The sequence below is a fragment of the Streptomyces sp. NBC_01092 genome (assembly GCF_045039535.1).
Lineage (GTDB): Bacteria > Actinomycetota > Actinomycetes > Streptomycetales > Streptomycetaceae > Streptomyces.
Map to the genome: position 1 here is coordinate 4,348,382 of NZ_CP108659.1, position 13,468 is coordinate 4,361,849.

Annotated in this window: 11 protein-coding genes; 8 read left to right on the forward strand and 3 right to left on the reverse strand. The window is 72.9% G+C overall.

Features of this window, described 5'->3' with window-relative positions:
• Positions 1–116 precede the first annotated feature (116 nt).
• The 3 genes from OG254_RS19545 (at position 117) to OG254_RS19555 (ending at position 6,192) form a co-directional block, all read left to right on the forward strand.
• Positions 117–2,357, forward strand: a complete 2,241-nt coding sequence (locus OG254_RS19545) for a CDP-glycerol glycerophosphotransferase family protein (RefSeq protein WP_405583442.1) — start codon at positions 117–119, stop codon at positions 2,355–2,357.
• A 1-nt stretch (position 2,358) separates the two neighbouring features.
• Positions 2,359–4,521 carry a CDP-glycerol glycerophosphotransferase family protein gene (locus tag OG254_RS19550; RefSeq protein WP_405583444.1) on the forward strand — a complete coding sequence of 721 codons (2,163 nt, stop codon included), beginning with the start codon at positions 2,359–2,361 and terminating at the stop codon, positions 4,519–4,521.
• Positions 4,522–4,593: 72 nt separating this feature from the next.
• Positions 4,594–6,192, forward strand: coding sequence for a hypothetical protein (locus OG254_RS19555; RefSeq protein WP_405583446.1), 1,599 nt, complete (start codon positions 4,594–4,596; stop codon positions 6,190–6,192).
• A gap of 23 nt (positions 6,193–6,215) precedes the next feature.
• Here the strand turns inward: OG254_RS19555 and OG254_RS19560 are convergent, their stop codons facing one another.
• A complete protein-coding gene (locus OG254_RS19560; protein ID WP_405583448.1) occupies positions 6,216–6,629 on the reverse strand; it encodes an organic hydroperoxide resistance protein in 414 nt (137 codons plus the stop codon).
• A gap of 119 nt (positions 6,630–6,748) precedes the next feature.
• Between OG254_RS19560 and OG254_RS19565 the strand changes: the two genes are divergently transcribed.
• The 3 genes from OG254_RS19565 to galE all read left to right on the forward strand — a co-directional run bounded on the left by OG254_RS19565 (position 6,749) and on the right by galE (position 10,104).
• Positions 6,749–7,240, forward strand: a complete 492-nt coding sequence (locus tag OG254_RS19565; RefSeq protein WP_405583450.1) for a MarR family winged helix-turn-helix transcriptional regulator — start codon at positions 6,749–6,751, stop codon at positions 7,238–7,240.
• A gap of 192 nt (positions 7,241–7,432) precedes the next feature.
• A complete protein-coding gene (locus OG254_RS19570) occupies positions 7,433–9,094 on the forward strand; it encodes a glycosyltransferase family 2 protein (RefSeq protein ID WP_405583452.1) in 1,662 nt (553 codons plus the stop codon).
• Positions 9,095–9,123: 29 nt separating this feature from the next.
• Positions 9,124–10,104 (forward strand): UDP-glucose 4-epimerase GalE, encoded by a 981-nt coding sequence (galE, locus tag OG254_RS19575; RefSeq protein WP_351190288.1) that lies wholly within the window; start codon positions 9,124–9,126, stop codon positions 10,102–10,104.
• A gap of 58 nt (positions 10,105–10,162) precedes the next feature.
• On the opposite strand, the gene OG254_RS19580 is transcribed toward galE, so the two are convergent.
• The gene (locus OG254_RS19580; protein ID WP_405583454.1) at positions 10,163–10,807 is read right to left on the reverse strand and encodes a response regulator transcription factor; all 645 of its coding nucleotides are present in this window, start codon (positions 10,805–10,807) and stop codon (positions 10,163–10,165) included.
• Positions 10,808–10,820: 13 nt separating this feature from the next.
• Positions 10,821–11,459: a TetR/AcrR family transcriptional regulator gene (locus OG254_RS19585; RefSeq protein WP_351190292.1), complete on the reverse strand. Its 639-nt coding sequence runs from the start codon at positions 11,457–11,459 to the stop codon at positions 10,821–10,823.
• Between the two features lie 252 nt (positions 11,460–11,711).
• On the opposite strand from OG254_RS19585, the gene OG254_RS19590 reads away from it, so the two are divergent.
• On the forward strand, positions 11,712–12,632 hold the full coding sequence (locus tag OG254_RS19590; protein WP_405583456.1) for an ABC transporter permease: 921 nt from the start codon (positions 11,712–11,714) through the stop codon (positions 12,630–12,632).
• Positions 12,625–13,464 (forward strand): ABC transporter ATP-binding protein, encoded by an 840-nt coding sequence (locus OG254_RS19595; protein ID WP_351190296.1) that lies wholly within the window; start codon positions 12,625–12,627, stop codon positions 13,462–13,464. The genes OG254_RS19590 and OG254_RS19595 overlap by 8 nt, the downstream gene beginning before the upstream one ends.
• Positions 13,465–13,468: the final 4 nt, after the last annotated feature.

The window sequence follows — 13,468 nt, forward strand, 5'->3', positions numbered from 1 at the left end:
GCCCGCCGGGCGGCCCGGCCGAGGTCGCGCAGGCTGAGGCCCGCCCCGGCCTCCTCCCGCATCCGGCCGTCAGAACATCGCCGGAACATCGACAGAGCATCGACAGAAAGAGCAGTATGCCCCGCTTCAGCATCGTTGTTCCGTCCCATGGGGTCGCGGGGCGGCTGTCCCAGGCACTGGATTCGGTCCTGGCCCAGTCCTTCGGCGAGTTCGAGCTGATCCCGGTCTGCGACGGCCCGGACGCACCGGCGGCGGATGTCGCCACCGGGTACGCCGAGCGGGACTGCCGGGTGGCGCCCGTGCACTCGCCGCCGGCGGCGATGGGGGTACCTCCCTGCTCGAGCGCAGTCGAGAGCTTGGGGGAAGCCGGGGCGCGGGACGCCGGGTTGCGGGCCGCGACCGGTGACTGGCTGCTGTTCCTGGACGGCGACGACGTGCTGGTGCCGGGCGCCCTGGCGGCGCTGGACGCCCGGCTGGGCGAGACCGGTGACGTGGACGTCCTGTACTTCGAGCACGAGCGGACCCCGTGGTGGGTGGGCGAGCCGACCAACCCGGCCGCGCCGGTGCTCGCGGGCACGCCGGACGGGGTCTTCCCGCCCGAGCGGGCCCCGGAGCTGACGGGGGTGCGGCTGCCGGCGTGGAGTGCGGCCTACCGGCGTGCCTTCCTCACCGAGCGGCACCTCACCTTCCCAGGCGGCCACTTCACCGACATCGGCTTCGGCGGCCTGGTCGTGCTGAGCGCCGAGCGCGTGGCGGTGCTGCGCCAGGTCGTCGTACGGCATCTGCTGCGGCGGCAGGGCAGTCGGCTGGGCCTGCCCGGGGAGCATCACTTCGAGCTGCTCGACCAGGCCGAGCTGGTGCTCGCGCGAGCCGCCGAGCAGGGGCTGTCCGGGGAGCGGTTCGGGCCGCTGTTCGAGCAGCTCTTCGCGGCGGTGCTGAAGACGGCCGCCCATCCGCGCCGGCTGCCGGGCCGGCGCCGTGCCTTCTTCCGCCGGGCGAGCGAGCTGTACCGGCGCTACCGGCCCGCCGGGTTCCGGACTCCGGGCGGCAGCCTCGGGGTGCAGCACCGGCTGCTGGCGAGCGGGTCCTACCTGGCGTTCCGGGCGTTGCGCGGGGCCAACCGGGCGGTGACGAGGGCCGCTTCGGGTGTGCCGCGCCCGCGCGGGCTGCGCACCCGGCTACGCTACCGGCGTCAGCTGCGGCGCCGGCTGGACGGGAACCTCGCCGTGTACTGCGCCTACTGGGGCCGCGGCTATGTCTGCAACCCGGCGGCGATCCACGCCAAGGCGCGCGAGCTCGCGCCCCACATCCGCTCGGTGTTCCTGGTCGAGGCGGACCGGGCGCACACCGTGCCGAAGGACGTGGAGTACGCGGTCATCGGCAGCCGTGAGTACTGGGACGTCCTCGCCCGCGCCAAGTACCTGATCAACAACGCCGACTTCGCGGACGCCGTGGTCAAGCGCAGGGGCAGTGTCCATCTGTCGACCCAGCACGGCACCCCGCTGAAGAAGATGGGCACCGACCGGGCGACGTACCCGGTGGTGGCCGCGGCGACCGGCAGCCTCGCCGGGCTGCTGGCCCGCGTCGACCGCTGGGACTACAACCTGTCCGCCAACCGGCGCTCCACCGAGATGTGGGAGCGGGCCTTCCCCGCCGCGCACGAGACCTTGGAGTACGGCTGTCCGCGCAACGACGTCTACTGCACGGCGACCGCGGCCGACGTCGCGCGGGTGCGCGGCGAACTCGGTGTCCCCGAGGGCAAGAAGGCGCTGCTCTACGCGCCCACGCACCGCGACCACGCCACCGGCTTCGAGCCGGCCCTCGATCTTCAGGCCCTGTGCGAGGAGATCGGCGACGAGTACGTCGTGCTGCTGCGCGCCCACCACTTCTACGACCGGGGCGGCGCGCGCGGCACCGGCCGGGTCATCGACGTCACCGGACACCGCTCGTCCGAGGACGTGTGCCTGGCCGCCGACGCGCTGATCACCGACTACTCGTCGATCATGTTCGACTACGCCAACCTGGACCGGCCGATCGTCGTGTACGCCGACGACTGGGACGTCTACCGGGAGCTGCGGGGCGTCTACTTCGACCTGATGGAGGCGCCGCCGGGCCGGGTGGCGCGCACACCGGGCGAGCTGGCGGCCCTCCTGCGCGACGGGTCGTACGCGGACGAGGAGGCCGGGGCCCTGCGCGCCGCGTTCCGGGAGCGCTTCTGCGAGTTCGACGACGGGCGCGCCGCCGAGCGGGTCGTGCGCCGGGTGCTGCTGGGCGAGCCGCCCGAGGCGCTGCCGCCGGTGGTCCCGCTCGCCGAGCGCAGCCCCGCCCCCGCCGCGACGACCCTCGTGAGGAGCTGACGTGCCCCGCTTCAGCATCATCGTCCCCGTGTTCGAGGTGCAGGGCTTCCTGCGGGAGTGCCTGGACTCGGTGCTCGGGCAGTCGTACACCGACTTCGAGGTGATCGCCGTCGACGACCGCTCTCCCGACGGCTGCCCGGCCGTCCTGGACGGCTACGCCGCCCGCGACGCCCGGGTGCGCGTGCTGCATCTGGCGGAGAACGTCGGTCCCGGCCGGGCCCGCAACGCCGGTCTGGTGGAGGCGAGCGGCGACTACGTCCTGTTCCTCGACGGCGACGACCACTACACGCCGGGCCTGCTGGAGGCGGTCGCCGCGCGTCTGGAGGCGGCCGACGACCCGGACATCCTGGTCTTCGACCATGTGCGCACGCACTGGTGGGGCCGCGGCGGGCGCAGTTCGGCGGCGGACCTGCTGGCGGCGGCCGGCACGGGCACGGTCGGTGTCCGCGAGAACCCGGAGTATCTGCACCTGTTGCCGGTGGCCTGGAACAAGGCCTACCGGCGTGACTTCTTCCTCAAGCACGAGCTGGCCTACGCCCCCGGTCTCTACGAGGACGCGCCCGTCACCTACCGCTCGATGGTGCTGGCCGACCGCGTCGCCTGTCTGGAGCGGATCGGGGTCGAGCACCGGCAGCGCCGGCAGGGCGCGATCACCAGGACGCCGAGGCGGCGGCACTTCGACATCTTCCCGCAGTACGAGGGCCTGTTCACGTTCCTCGAAGAGCGCCCGGATCTCGCGTGGGCCCGCCCGCCGCTGTTCGAACGGGCCCTGGACCACATGCTGTTCGTGCTCGCGCGCGAGGACCGGGTGCGGCTCGGTCACCGGCCGGACTTCTACCGCGCGATCCGCTCCTTCCACGCCCGCCACCTGCCCGGCGGCTTCACCCCGCCCGACGGCCGGCGCGGCGAGGAGATGCGGCTCCTGGCGACGGCGTCGTACACGGGGTACGCCATGGCGCGCGGTCTGCGCGAGATGCGTGCGGTGGCCGGCGAGGGCGGGCGGCGGGTGGCGGGGGCGGCGACGCAGCGAACCCTGCGCGCCCGGTACGCCAGCCGGTCCAAGCCGCCGCTCGATCCGCGGCTGGCCGTGTACTCGGCGTTCTCGCACCGGGGCGTGCTCGGCGATCCGGCGGCGATCCATGCCAAGGCCGGTGAGATCGCCCCGCACCTCAGGGGTGTGTGGGTGGTCCGGGAGGACGCGGTGGACACCCTTGAGCCCGGCATCGACTTCGTGACGCCCGGCTCACGGCGCTATCACGAGGTCATGGCGCGGGCCACGTACTGGGTGAACAACGTCACCTGGCCCGGCGCCCTCGCCAAGCGCCCCGGCAGCGTCCACATCCACACCCACCAGGGCACCCCGCTCAAGTACATGGCGGCCGACCTGCTGACCAGGCCCGGCGCCCGGCACGGCGTCGACGTGCCGCAGATGCTGTCGCGGGCCGACCGCTGGGACCACAGCCTGGTGGCCAACCGGCACTCGGAGCTGGTGTGGGAGCGGGCGTACCCGTGTCACTTCGCGTCGGCCCGGACGGGCAGCCCGCGCAACGACGTGCTGGTGAACGCGGGTGCCGAGGCCGGTGAGGCCGCTCGTGCGCGGCTCGGCGTCCCGGCCGGGCACACCGTGGTGCTGTACGCGCCGACGCGCCGCGAGTACCGCCGGGGCGGCCATGTCGACCGGATCGACCTGGCCCGGTTCGCCCGGGACCTCGGCTCGGGGCACACGCTCGTCGTCCGGCTGCATCCGTCGCTGGCGAAGGGCATCGCGCGGGGGTTCGGCCTGGCCGATCTGCACGGGCGGGGCGTGCTGATCGACGCGACGGACGAGCCGCACGTCGAGGACGTCATGCTCGCCGCCGACGTCCTGGTCACCGACTACTCCGCCCTGATGTTCGACTACGCCAACCTGGACCGGCCGATCGTGATCCATGCCGACGACTGGGGGGCGTACACGGCGAGCCGGGGCGCCTACTTCGACATCACGGCCGACGCGCCGGGTCATGTGTCGCGCTCGTACCGGGAGTTGGCGTGGCTGTTCGCGTCCGGGACCTGGCAGGACGGGGAGTCGGCGCGGCTGCGGAAGGGGTTTAGGGAGCGGTTCTGCGAGTTCGACGACGGGCGCGCCGCCGAGCGGGTCGTACGGACGCTGATGCAGGGTTCTTGACGCCCGCCGCCAGGCTCACCCGATGAGGTGATGCGAGGCAATGCCGTTGACCCGACCGGGAACATACGACAAATGCCCCGAACCGATGCAACCTCCCACGTCGGAAAGGCGGCCGTCAGCACTCTCGTCCGGGGGACGGTGCGCGGTGCGACCGCGCTGCGCGGCTGCCGCGGCCCGCGTCCGACGCCGTACCAGGTCTTCGGCTTTGCGTTCTTCCTGGTGATGCTGCTGGCGTACTGGGCCGTGCCGCTGTGCTGCGACGCGGGCCAACACGCGGCGGTCGTGGAGCGTCTGAGGGCGGATCTGCTCCATCCGCGCCATCCGACGGCGGACCTGCCGGGCGCGGGCAGCCCGTCCTACTCGCCGTACGCGTTCGCGCAGGGCGTGTTCGCCCGGCTGACCGGGCTGGGCGGCTGGGAGGTGGTGCGGCTGGCCGGTGTGCTGAACCTGGTGGTGCTGCTGACCGGCATCGGCCGCTTCGTGCGGGTGCTGACGCCGCGGCCGTGGGCGCCGGTGCTCGCGCTGGGGACGATGACCCTGCTGTGGGGGACCGGGCGGGCCTGGTGGAGCGGATCCCTCAGCCTGATGTCGATGACCGGCAACCTCGGCTACCCGTCGGCGTTCGCCATCGGGCTCACCTTCTGGGCCTGGGCCTGGACGGGGGCGCGGGCCCGGGGGCAGGGGCCGGTGCGGTACGTCGGGCCGAGCGGACTGCCCGCGGTCGCCGGGTACGCCGGGCTGGGCGCGCTGTACGGGCTGGTCCTGCTGATCCATCCGGTCACCGCGGCGGCCGCGGCGTCGGGGGCGGTGGCGTTCGTCGCCGGGTGGCAGCGGGGGTGGGGGGCCGCCGTGGTCGTGCGGTGGGGGGTGACGGCGGGGACGGCGGTGCTCATCGCCTGGGCCTGGCCGTACTTCGATGTGTTCGCACTGGCCCGGGACCACAGCGTGGACTGGATGGACCGGCGGCCGTACGAGCAGCTCCCCGGGCAGTTCTGGCTGGCGCTGCTCGGGCTGCCGGCGCTGTGGCTGCGGTGGCGGGACTCCCGGCGCGATCCGCTGGTGCTGCTGTTCGGCCTCGACTGTCTGCTCGTGGCGTACGGCTGGATCAGCGGCCACTACTCCTACGACTCCTACGGCGGGATCCTCGGACTCACCCTGGTGCCGCTCCAGTTCGCGCTGGCGGTGGAGCTGGCGGCGCCCCGGCCGTGGAACAGGGCGCGCCGGGTGCTGGGCGGGGCCGCGGCGGCCGGGGCCTGTGTCGGGTTCCTCACCGTGCAGGGCGGGGCGGTGGTGCCGCGGGCGCTGGATCCGCTGGGGCTGGAGCAGCCGTCGCGCTGGCCGTCGTACGCCTGGGTGGCACGGCATGTGGGGAAGGGCGAGGTGGTGATCACCGACGGGCACTACGCCCCGCGCTCCGTCCCCGGGTACGGGCCGGACCTCGCCGCGCCGATCCGGCCCGATCCCGCCCTGGACGAGCGGGACCGGGAGCGTCGGATCGCCGATGTCCGCGCCTACCTCTCCCCTACGTCGACCCGCGCCGAGCGCACGGCCGTCGCCCGCCGCTACCACGCGCGCTGGCTGCTGCTGACGCGGTGGAAGCGGGTGCCGGGGGAGGCGGTGGTGGTGGCGTGGAGCCGGGAGACGGGGGAGGTGCTGGCGCGGATCGGATGACGGGCGCCGGGGTGGCGGGGGTCCTACTCGATGACGAGGTCGACCTCGATGTTGCCGCGGGTGGCGTTCGAGTAGGGGCAGACCTGGTGGGCCTGCTCGACCAGCTTGCGGCCGGTCTCCTCGTCCAGGGTGTCGGGAAGCTCCACGCGCAGCGTCACCTTCAGGCCGAAGCCCTCACCCTGCTTGCCTATGCCGACCTCGGCGGTGACGGCGGCGTCCGAGACGTCGACCTTGGCCTGGCGGCCGACGAGGCCGAGCGCGCTGCCGAAGCAGGCGGCGTAACCGGCGGCGAACAGCTGCTCCGGGTTCGTGCCCTGGCCGTTGCCGCCCAGCTCCACCGGCGCGGCCAGCTGCAGGTCGATCTTGCCGTCGTTGGAGACGGCGCGACCCTCGCGGCCGTGGGTGGCGGTGGCGACAGCGGTGTAGAGCGCGTCCATGGAAACCATCCCTCTCAAGTCACTTCCGGCGGCTCCGTTGACGGCCGCCGACGACGACAAGTAGAGCACACAATTCAATTGCGCACAACTAAGTGGCGGGCGCGAGCTACCCTGGAGTCATGACGACCACGCCCACGGCGGACTGGCTCCGCCTCGACCAGCAGATCTGCTTCTCCCTGAACGCCGCCTCACGCGCCTTCGGCGGCGTCTACCGCGTGGTCCTCAAGGACCTCGGGCTCACGTATCCGCAGTACCTGGTGATGCTGGTCCTGTGGGAGCACGGCGACCAGCCCGTGAAGAAGCTGGGCGAACACCTGCGCCTGGACTCCGGCACGCTGTCGCCGCTGCTCAAGCGGCTGGAGACGGCCGGCCTGGTACGCCGGGAGCGCAGCGCCCGAGACGAGCGCTCGGTGGAGGTGCGGCTGACGGAGGAGGGCGTCGCGTTGCGCGAGCGGGCGTTGCAGGTGCCGCGCCGGATCGCCGCGGCGACGGGCTTCGACGAGGACGCGATCGGCGAACTGCGGGAACGGCTGGATCTGCTCACCGCGGCACTGGACTCGGCGGCACTGGACTCGGCCGCGCTGGAGGAGCCGCGGGGGCGGGAGGCGTGACGGGCGACGCTGTAGGGGCCGCGCGGGCGGGAAGCTGATCGGCGCTCGGCGGACGCCCCAGCTCCCGTTCCCCGTTCCCCGGTGAACCGGAGCAGTGAACCGGAGCCCTGATGCCGCCGTCTTCCGGACCGGGCCGCAAGTCCCCTCAGCGGGCGGTCACCCGCCATTCCTACGACTCCGGAACGCGGCCCCATGCCCCCTCACTCCCCGCGCCCCGCGCCCGCACCGCAGGTCGGCGTCGTGGTCATCGGTCACAACGACGCCGCGCATGTGACGACCGCCGTGCGCTCGGCGCTGGCCCAGGGTCCCGTCGTCCGCGAGGTCGTCGCCGTCGACGACTGCTCGACGGACGACAGCGCGGAACTGCTCGCGCGTCTGGCCGTGGCCGAACCGCGCGTACGGCTGGTCCGGCGCCGGGTCGACAGCGGCGGCTGCGGCAGCCCGCGCAACACCGGTCTGGACCGGGTGACCTCGCCGTATGTGATGTTCCTGGACGGCACCGACGTACTGCCGCCGGGCGCGGTGGACGCGCTGCTCACGGCGGCGGCCGGGGCGGGTTCGCAGGTGGCGGGCGGACTGTGCGTGCGACGGGAACTGCCGGAGGGGCGCGAGGTGCCGTGGGAGGCGACCCTCTACGCCGCGCGCGCCGTGTACGAGCGCCCGGCACAGCGCCCGCGCCTGGTCCACGACACGCTCTGCGTGAACAAGCTGTACCGCACCGAGTTCCTGCGCGAGCACGGCATCCGCTTCCCCGAGGGCCGCTTCCCCTACGAGGACCTCGTCTTCAGCGCGCGCGTGCTGGCCGCCGGGCCGCGCGTCGCCCTCGTCCCGGACCCGGTGTACGTCCGGCACGTACGCCACTGCGCCGACCGGCCGTCGACCTCCCTCGACCGGGCCGGCATCGCCGACTGGCGGGCGCGCATGGAGGCGAGCCGGGCGGCGTACGAGATCCTGCTGGGAGCCGGGCGCAAGGAGCTCGCGCGGGAGGCGCGGGCGAGGTTCCTGGACCACGAGCTGCGGATGTACGCGCGCGAGCTGGGGCTGCACGAGGCCCCCTACCAGCGCGCGTGGTGGGCGCTCACGCGGGCGCATCTCGCCGAGTACGACGCGCCCGACTGGGAGCACCACCCCACCGCGCCCGGCTGTCTCGTCGGCCGTGTCGTCCTGGCCTCCCCCGAGCCGCGCGACCTGCCCCGCATCCGGGACCTCGCCTCCCGCCCGGCCCGCCTGCTCCCGCCCTACGCCCACGCCCCCGACGGCACCCCCGTCTGGTCGGCCGCCCTCCCCCAGGTCACCCTCGAACCCCTGCTGACCCGCCCCGTCCGCCTCCTCCCCCTCGCCGTCGACGCCGAACTACGGCCACGCGCGCGTGCCGCCCTCCTCCGGCTGCGTCTGCACGAGCTGTACGGCCGGGTGGCGCAGGCGGGACCGGAGGCGCTGGAGGTGGAGTGGCGGTGCCGGGTGACGGGGCGGACGGCGGGACCGCGTACGACGGTGGGGCTCGTGGCGTCGGCCGGTGAAGGCGAGGGCGCGGCCCGCGTGTGGGCGGCCGAAGTAACCGTTCGGTGGGCCGCGTTCGGGGCCGGCGGGGCGGGCGCGCCGAGGGCGCGTGCGTGGGATCTGCGGGTGCGGGTGCGCTTCCGGGGCGGTGCGTGTCGCGAGGTCACGGCGCAGGCACGCGCGGGCGCCGGTCTGCCGCGCCGTCGCGCCGTGATGAGCGCCCGGCACGCCGTCGTACTCGTCCAGCCGTACACCACACACTCCGGCGCGCTGGCCCTGCGCGTGACCCCCGGTTTGCCGCGGGCCATGTCAGTGGCCCGCGACAGGCTCCGCCGCCTGCTTCACTGTCACTGACACGCACCATGACGAGGGGACGGCCGTACATGACCTGGCTGATCACCGGCGGCGCCGGCTACATCGGAGCGCACGTCGTACGGGCGATGACCGAGGCGGGTGAGCACGCCGTGGTCTACGACGACCTGTCCACCGGCATCGCCGACCGCGTGCCGGACGCCGTACCCCTCGTCGTCGGCTCGACCCTGGACCGCGAGCGCGTCGCCCGCGCCATCGCCGCCCACCGCATCACCGGTGTCGTGCATCTCGCGGCGAAGAAGCAGGTCGGCGAGTCGGTCGAGCTGCCCCTGCAGTACTACCGGGAGAACGTCGAGGGCCTGCGCGTCCTCCTGGAGGCCGTGACGGCGGCGAACGTGACGTCCTTCGTCTTCTCCTCCTCGGCGGCGGTGTACGGCATGCCGGACGTCGACCTGGTGACGGAGGAGACGCCGTGCGTGCCCATGTCGCCGTACGGCGAGACCAAGCTGGCGGGCGAGTGGCTGGTGCGGGCGACCGGCCGGGCGACGGGCCTGTCCACGGCGTCTCTGCGCTACTTCAACGTGGCCGGCGCCGCCACCCCCGAGCTCGCCGACCTCGGTGTCTTCAACCTCGTCCCCATGGTCTTCGAGAAGCTGACGGAGAACGCGCCGCCGCGCATCTTCGGCGACGACTACCCGACCCCCGACGGCACCTGCATCCGCGACTACATCCACGTGGTCGACCTGGCGGAGGCCCACGTGGCCGCCGCCCGCGCCCTCCAGGCCTCGCCGGGCCATGACCTCACCCTCAACATCGGCCGGGGGGAAGGCGTTTCGGTGCGCGAGATGATCGACCGGATCAACGCCGTCACCGGCTACGACCGCCCGCCGACCGTCACCCCGCGCCGCCCCGGCGACCCGGCCCGCGTCGTCGCCTCCGCCGACCGCATCGCCACCGAACTGGACTGGAAGGCCAAGCACGACGTCCAGGACATGATCGTGTCGGCGTGGGCGGGATGGGTACGGCAGCATCCGGAGGCCGCACGCAGCTGACGCGACCTGACCGGCCACGGCCCGGGCCCCGGCCCCCTAGGCACCGGTCCGCCGTCGGCTACGCGTTGTTCAGATACGTCAGCACCGCCAGCACCCTGCGATGCCCGCTGTCGCTCTGCGGCAGGCCGAGCTTGAGGAAGACGTTGCCGATGTGCTTGTGGACGGCGCGTTCGGTGACGACGAGGGTCTTGGCGATGGTCGCGTTGTCGTGGCCCTCGGCCATGAGGGCCAGGACCTCGCGCTCGCGCGGGGTGAGGGAGTCGAGGGGCGACTCGGCGCGGCGGGTGAGGAGTTCGGTGACGACCTCGGGGTCCAGGGCGGTGCCGCCGGCCGCGACCCGCTCCAGGGCGTCGAGGAACTCGTCCACCCGGCCGACGCGGTCCTTGAGCAGATAGCCGACGCCGCCCGCGCCGCCCGCGAGGAGTTCGGCGGCGTACGACTCCTCGACGTACTGGGAGAGCACCAGGACCGGCAGCCCGGGCAGTTCCCCCCGCGCGGCGAGGGCGGCGCGCAGCCCCTCGTCGCGGAAGTCCGGCGGCATCCGTACGTCGAGCACGGCCGCGTCGGGTCGGTGCTCCAGCAGCGCGGGCAGGATCTCGGGGCCGGTACCGGCGACGGCCACGACCTCGTGCCCGGCCGACGTCAGCAGCAGGACGAGGCCCTCGCGCAACAGGGCGTTGTCCTCGGCGATCACGACTCTCACGGCACTTCCGCCTCTACAGAGCTCTGAGGGCATGTGCGGTGGCACGGGCCAGGGCGTCCAGGTAACCCTTGGGCACCTTGGGGCTGCGGATCACCACGGAACGCCAGTACAGCGGACCCGAGATCAGATCGAGGGCCAGCTCCTCGTCGATGCCCGCACGCACCTCGCCGCGCTTCTCCGCGGCCATCACGATGCCGCTGGCCACGCTCGCCTGCCCGTCCCGCAGCGCCTTCTGCACCGCCTCCGCGATCTCGGGGCTGCGGGCGGCCTCGGCCTGGAGGTCCGGGAGGATCTGCGACGCCAGCGGGTGCCGCAGGGCGCGCGCGGTCACCTGGTAGAGCATCCGCAGATCCCCTTCCAGGGAGCCGGCGTCGGGGACGGGCAGCCCCATCACCGCCACCGCCGACACCACGTCCAGCACCAGGTGCAGCTTGGAGGGCCAGCGCCGGTACACCGCGGTCTTGCCGACGCCCGCCCGGCGCGCGATGCCCTCGATCGACATGCGCGCGTAGCCGACGGCCGCCAGTTCCTCGAAGACGGCCGCCCGGATCGCCTCCGTCACGTCCTCCCGGAGCACGGCCGCCCCGGCGGGGGCCCGGCGGCGCGCAGGCGTCTGGGGCTGGTCGGCATTGGTCGTCATACGGACCAGCATAGGGCGTTACGACGATACGGTCCCGTCCCCACGTGACCGTCCTCCCCCGGCCGTCCCCACCCAGCCGTCCCCACGTGACCGTCCCTCCGTAGCCGTAACCTCGCTCACGTCACGACGAAACGGTTGCGTTCCGACGCCCCGTGGACCTACGCTCACGTTGCGACGATACGGTCCCGTCCCGACGTAAGAAAACGTGAAGAGTCACGTAAGAGAACGTCGCCGCACCCCTCCCCCCGAGCGAAAGCAGCGGATGTGAGCCAGGTCCTCGACACACCGCCCCCGACGACACCCGCCCCGGCCCACGCCGACCTCTCCGGCCTCGCGGCCCGGCACGGCCTCGCGGTCAGCGGTGCCCGCCCCTCCCTGCCCGAGTACGTCCGCCAGCTGTGGGAGCGCCGCCACTTCATCAGCGCCTTCGCCACCGCCAAGCTCACCGCCCAGTACAGCCAGGCGAAGCTCGGCCAGGTCTGGCAGGTGATGACGCCGTTGCTGAACGCGGCGGTGTACTACTTCATCTTCGGCATGCTCCTGGGCACCAGCCACGGCGTGCCGGACTACATCCCGTTCCTGGTGACGGGCGTGTTCGTGTGGACGTTCACCCAGAGCTCGATCATGGCGGGCACCCGCGCCATCTCCGGGAACCTGGGCCTGGTGCGGGCCCTGCACTTCCCGCGGGCCGCGCTGCCGATCTCCTTCGCGCTCCAGCAGCTCCAGCAGCTGCTGTTCTCGATGGCGGCCCTGTTCGTGATCCTGCTCTGCTTCGGCATTCCGGTCGCCGCGTCCTGGGTGCTGGTGCTCCCGGCGCTGTTCCTGCAGTTCACCTTCAACGCGGGCGTCGCGATGGTCATGGCGCGCATGGGCGCGAAGACTCCGGACATCGCCCAGCTGATGCCGTTCGTGCTGCGCACGTGGATGTACGCGTCCGGCGTGATGTTCAGCATCAGCCACGTCACGGGCGGCCACAAAGGCCTGCCGTCCTGGGTGCCCGAGGTCCTTCAGGCCAACCCGGCCGCCGTGTACATCGACCTGATGCGCTTCGCACTGATCGACAGCTTCCACGGGAGCCAGCTCCCGCCGCACGTGTGGGCCCTCGCGACGGGCTGGGCCCTGCTCGCCGGGGTCGGCGGCTTCATCTACTTCTGGAAGGCTGAGGAGACGTACGGCCGTGGCTGAGAACACGAACGGGAACATCCCCACCGTCGTCGCGGACGGCGTCGACATCGTCTACCGCGTCAACGGCACGGGGGCAGGCCGCGGCTCCGCCACCGCCGCCCTCAACCGGATCCTGCGCCGGGGGCAGGCCGAGAAGGCGGCGGGCGTGCGCACGGTGCACGCCGTCAAGAACGTCTCCTTCGTGGCGTACCGGGGCGAGGCCATCGGCCTCATCGGCACCAACGGCTCCGGCAAGTCGACGCTGCTCAAGGCCGTCGCGGGCCTGCTCCCGGTGGAGAACGGCCACATCTACACCGACGGCCAGCCCTCCCTCCTCGGCGTGAACGCGGCCCTGATGAACGACCTCACCGGCGAGCGCAACGTCTTCCTCGGCGGCCTCGCCATGGGCATGACCCGAGAGCAGGTCAAGCAGCGCTACCAGGAGATCGTCGACTTCTCCGGCATCAACGAGAAGGGCGACTTCATCACCCTGCCCATGCGTACGTACTCCTCCGGCATGGCGGCCCGTCTGCGCTTCTCCATCGCCGCCGCCAAGGACCACGACGTCCTGCTGATCGACGAGGCCCTCGCCACCGGCGACCGCTCCTTCCAGAAGCGCTCCGAGGCCCGGATCCGCGAGCTGCGCAAGCACGCCGGCACGGTGTTCCTGGTCAGCCACAACAACAAGTCGATCCGCGACACCTGCGACCGCGTGCTGTGGCTGGAGCGCGGCGAGCTGCGCATGGACGGTCCGACGGACGACGTCCTGAAGGAGTACGAGGCGTTCACCGGCGACAAGGCCGCCAAGCCGAAACCGCAGCCCAAGGCAGCGCCCGCCGCTGTTCCTTCCTGAGGCA

Excerpts from the sequence above, each read along its gene's own strand:
- OG254_RS19545 (WP_405583442.1), top strand. The coding sequence starts at position 117 with ATGCCCCGCTTCAGCATCGTTGTTCCGTCCCATGGGGTCGCGGGGCGG.
- OG254_RS19555 (WP_405583446.1), top strand. The coding sequence starts at position 4,594 with ATGCCCCGAACCGATGCAACCTCCCACGTCGGAAAGGCGGCCGTCAGC.
- OG254_RS19560 (WP_405583448.1), bottom strand. The coding sequence starts at position 6,629 with ATGGACGCGCTCTACACCGCTGTCGCCACCGCCACCCACGGCCGCGAG.
- OG254_RS19565 (WP_405583450.1), top strand. The coding sequence starts at position 6,749 with ATGACGACCACGCCCACGGCGGACTGGCTCCGCCTCGACCAGCAGATC.
- OG254_RS19570 (WP_405583452.1), top strand. The coding sequence starts at position 7,433 with ATGCCCCCTCACTCCCCGCGCCCCGCGCCCGCACCGCAGGTCGGCGTC.
- galE (WP_351190288.1), top strand. The coding sequence starts at position 9,124 with ATGACCTGGCTGATCACCGGCGGCGCCGGCTACATCGGAGCGCACGTC.
- OG254_RS19585 (WP_351190292.1), bottom strand. The coding sequence starts at position 11,459 with ATGCTGGTCCGTATGACGACCAATGCCGACCAGCCCCAGACGCCTGCG.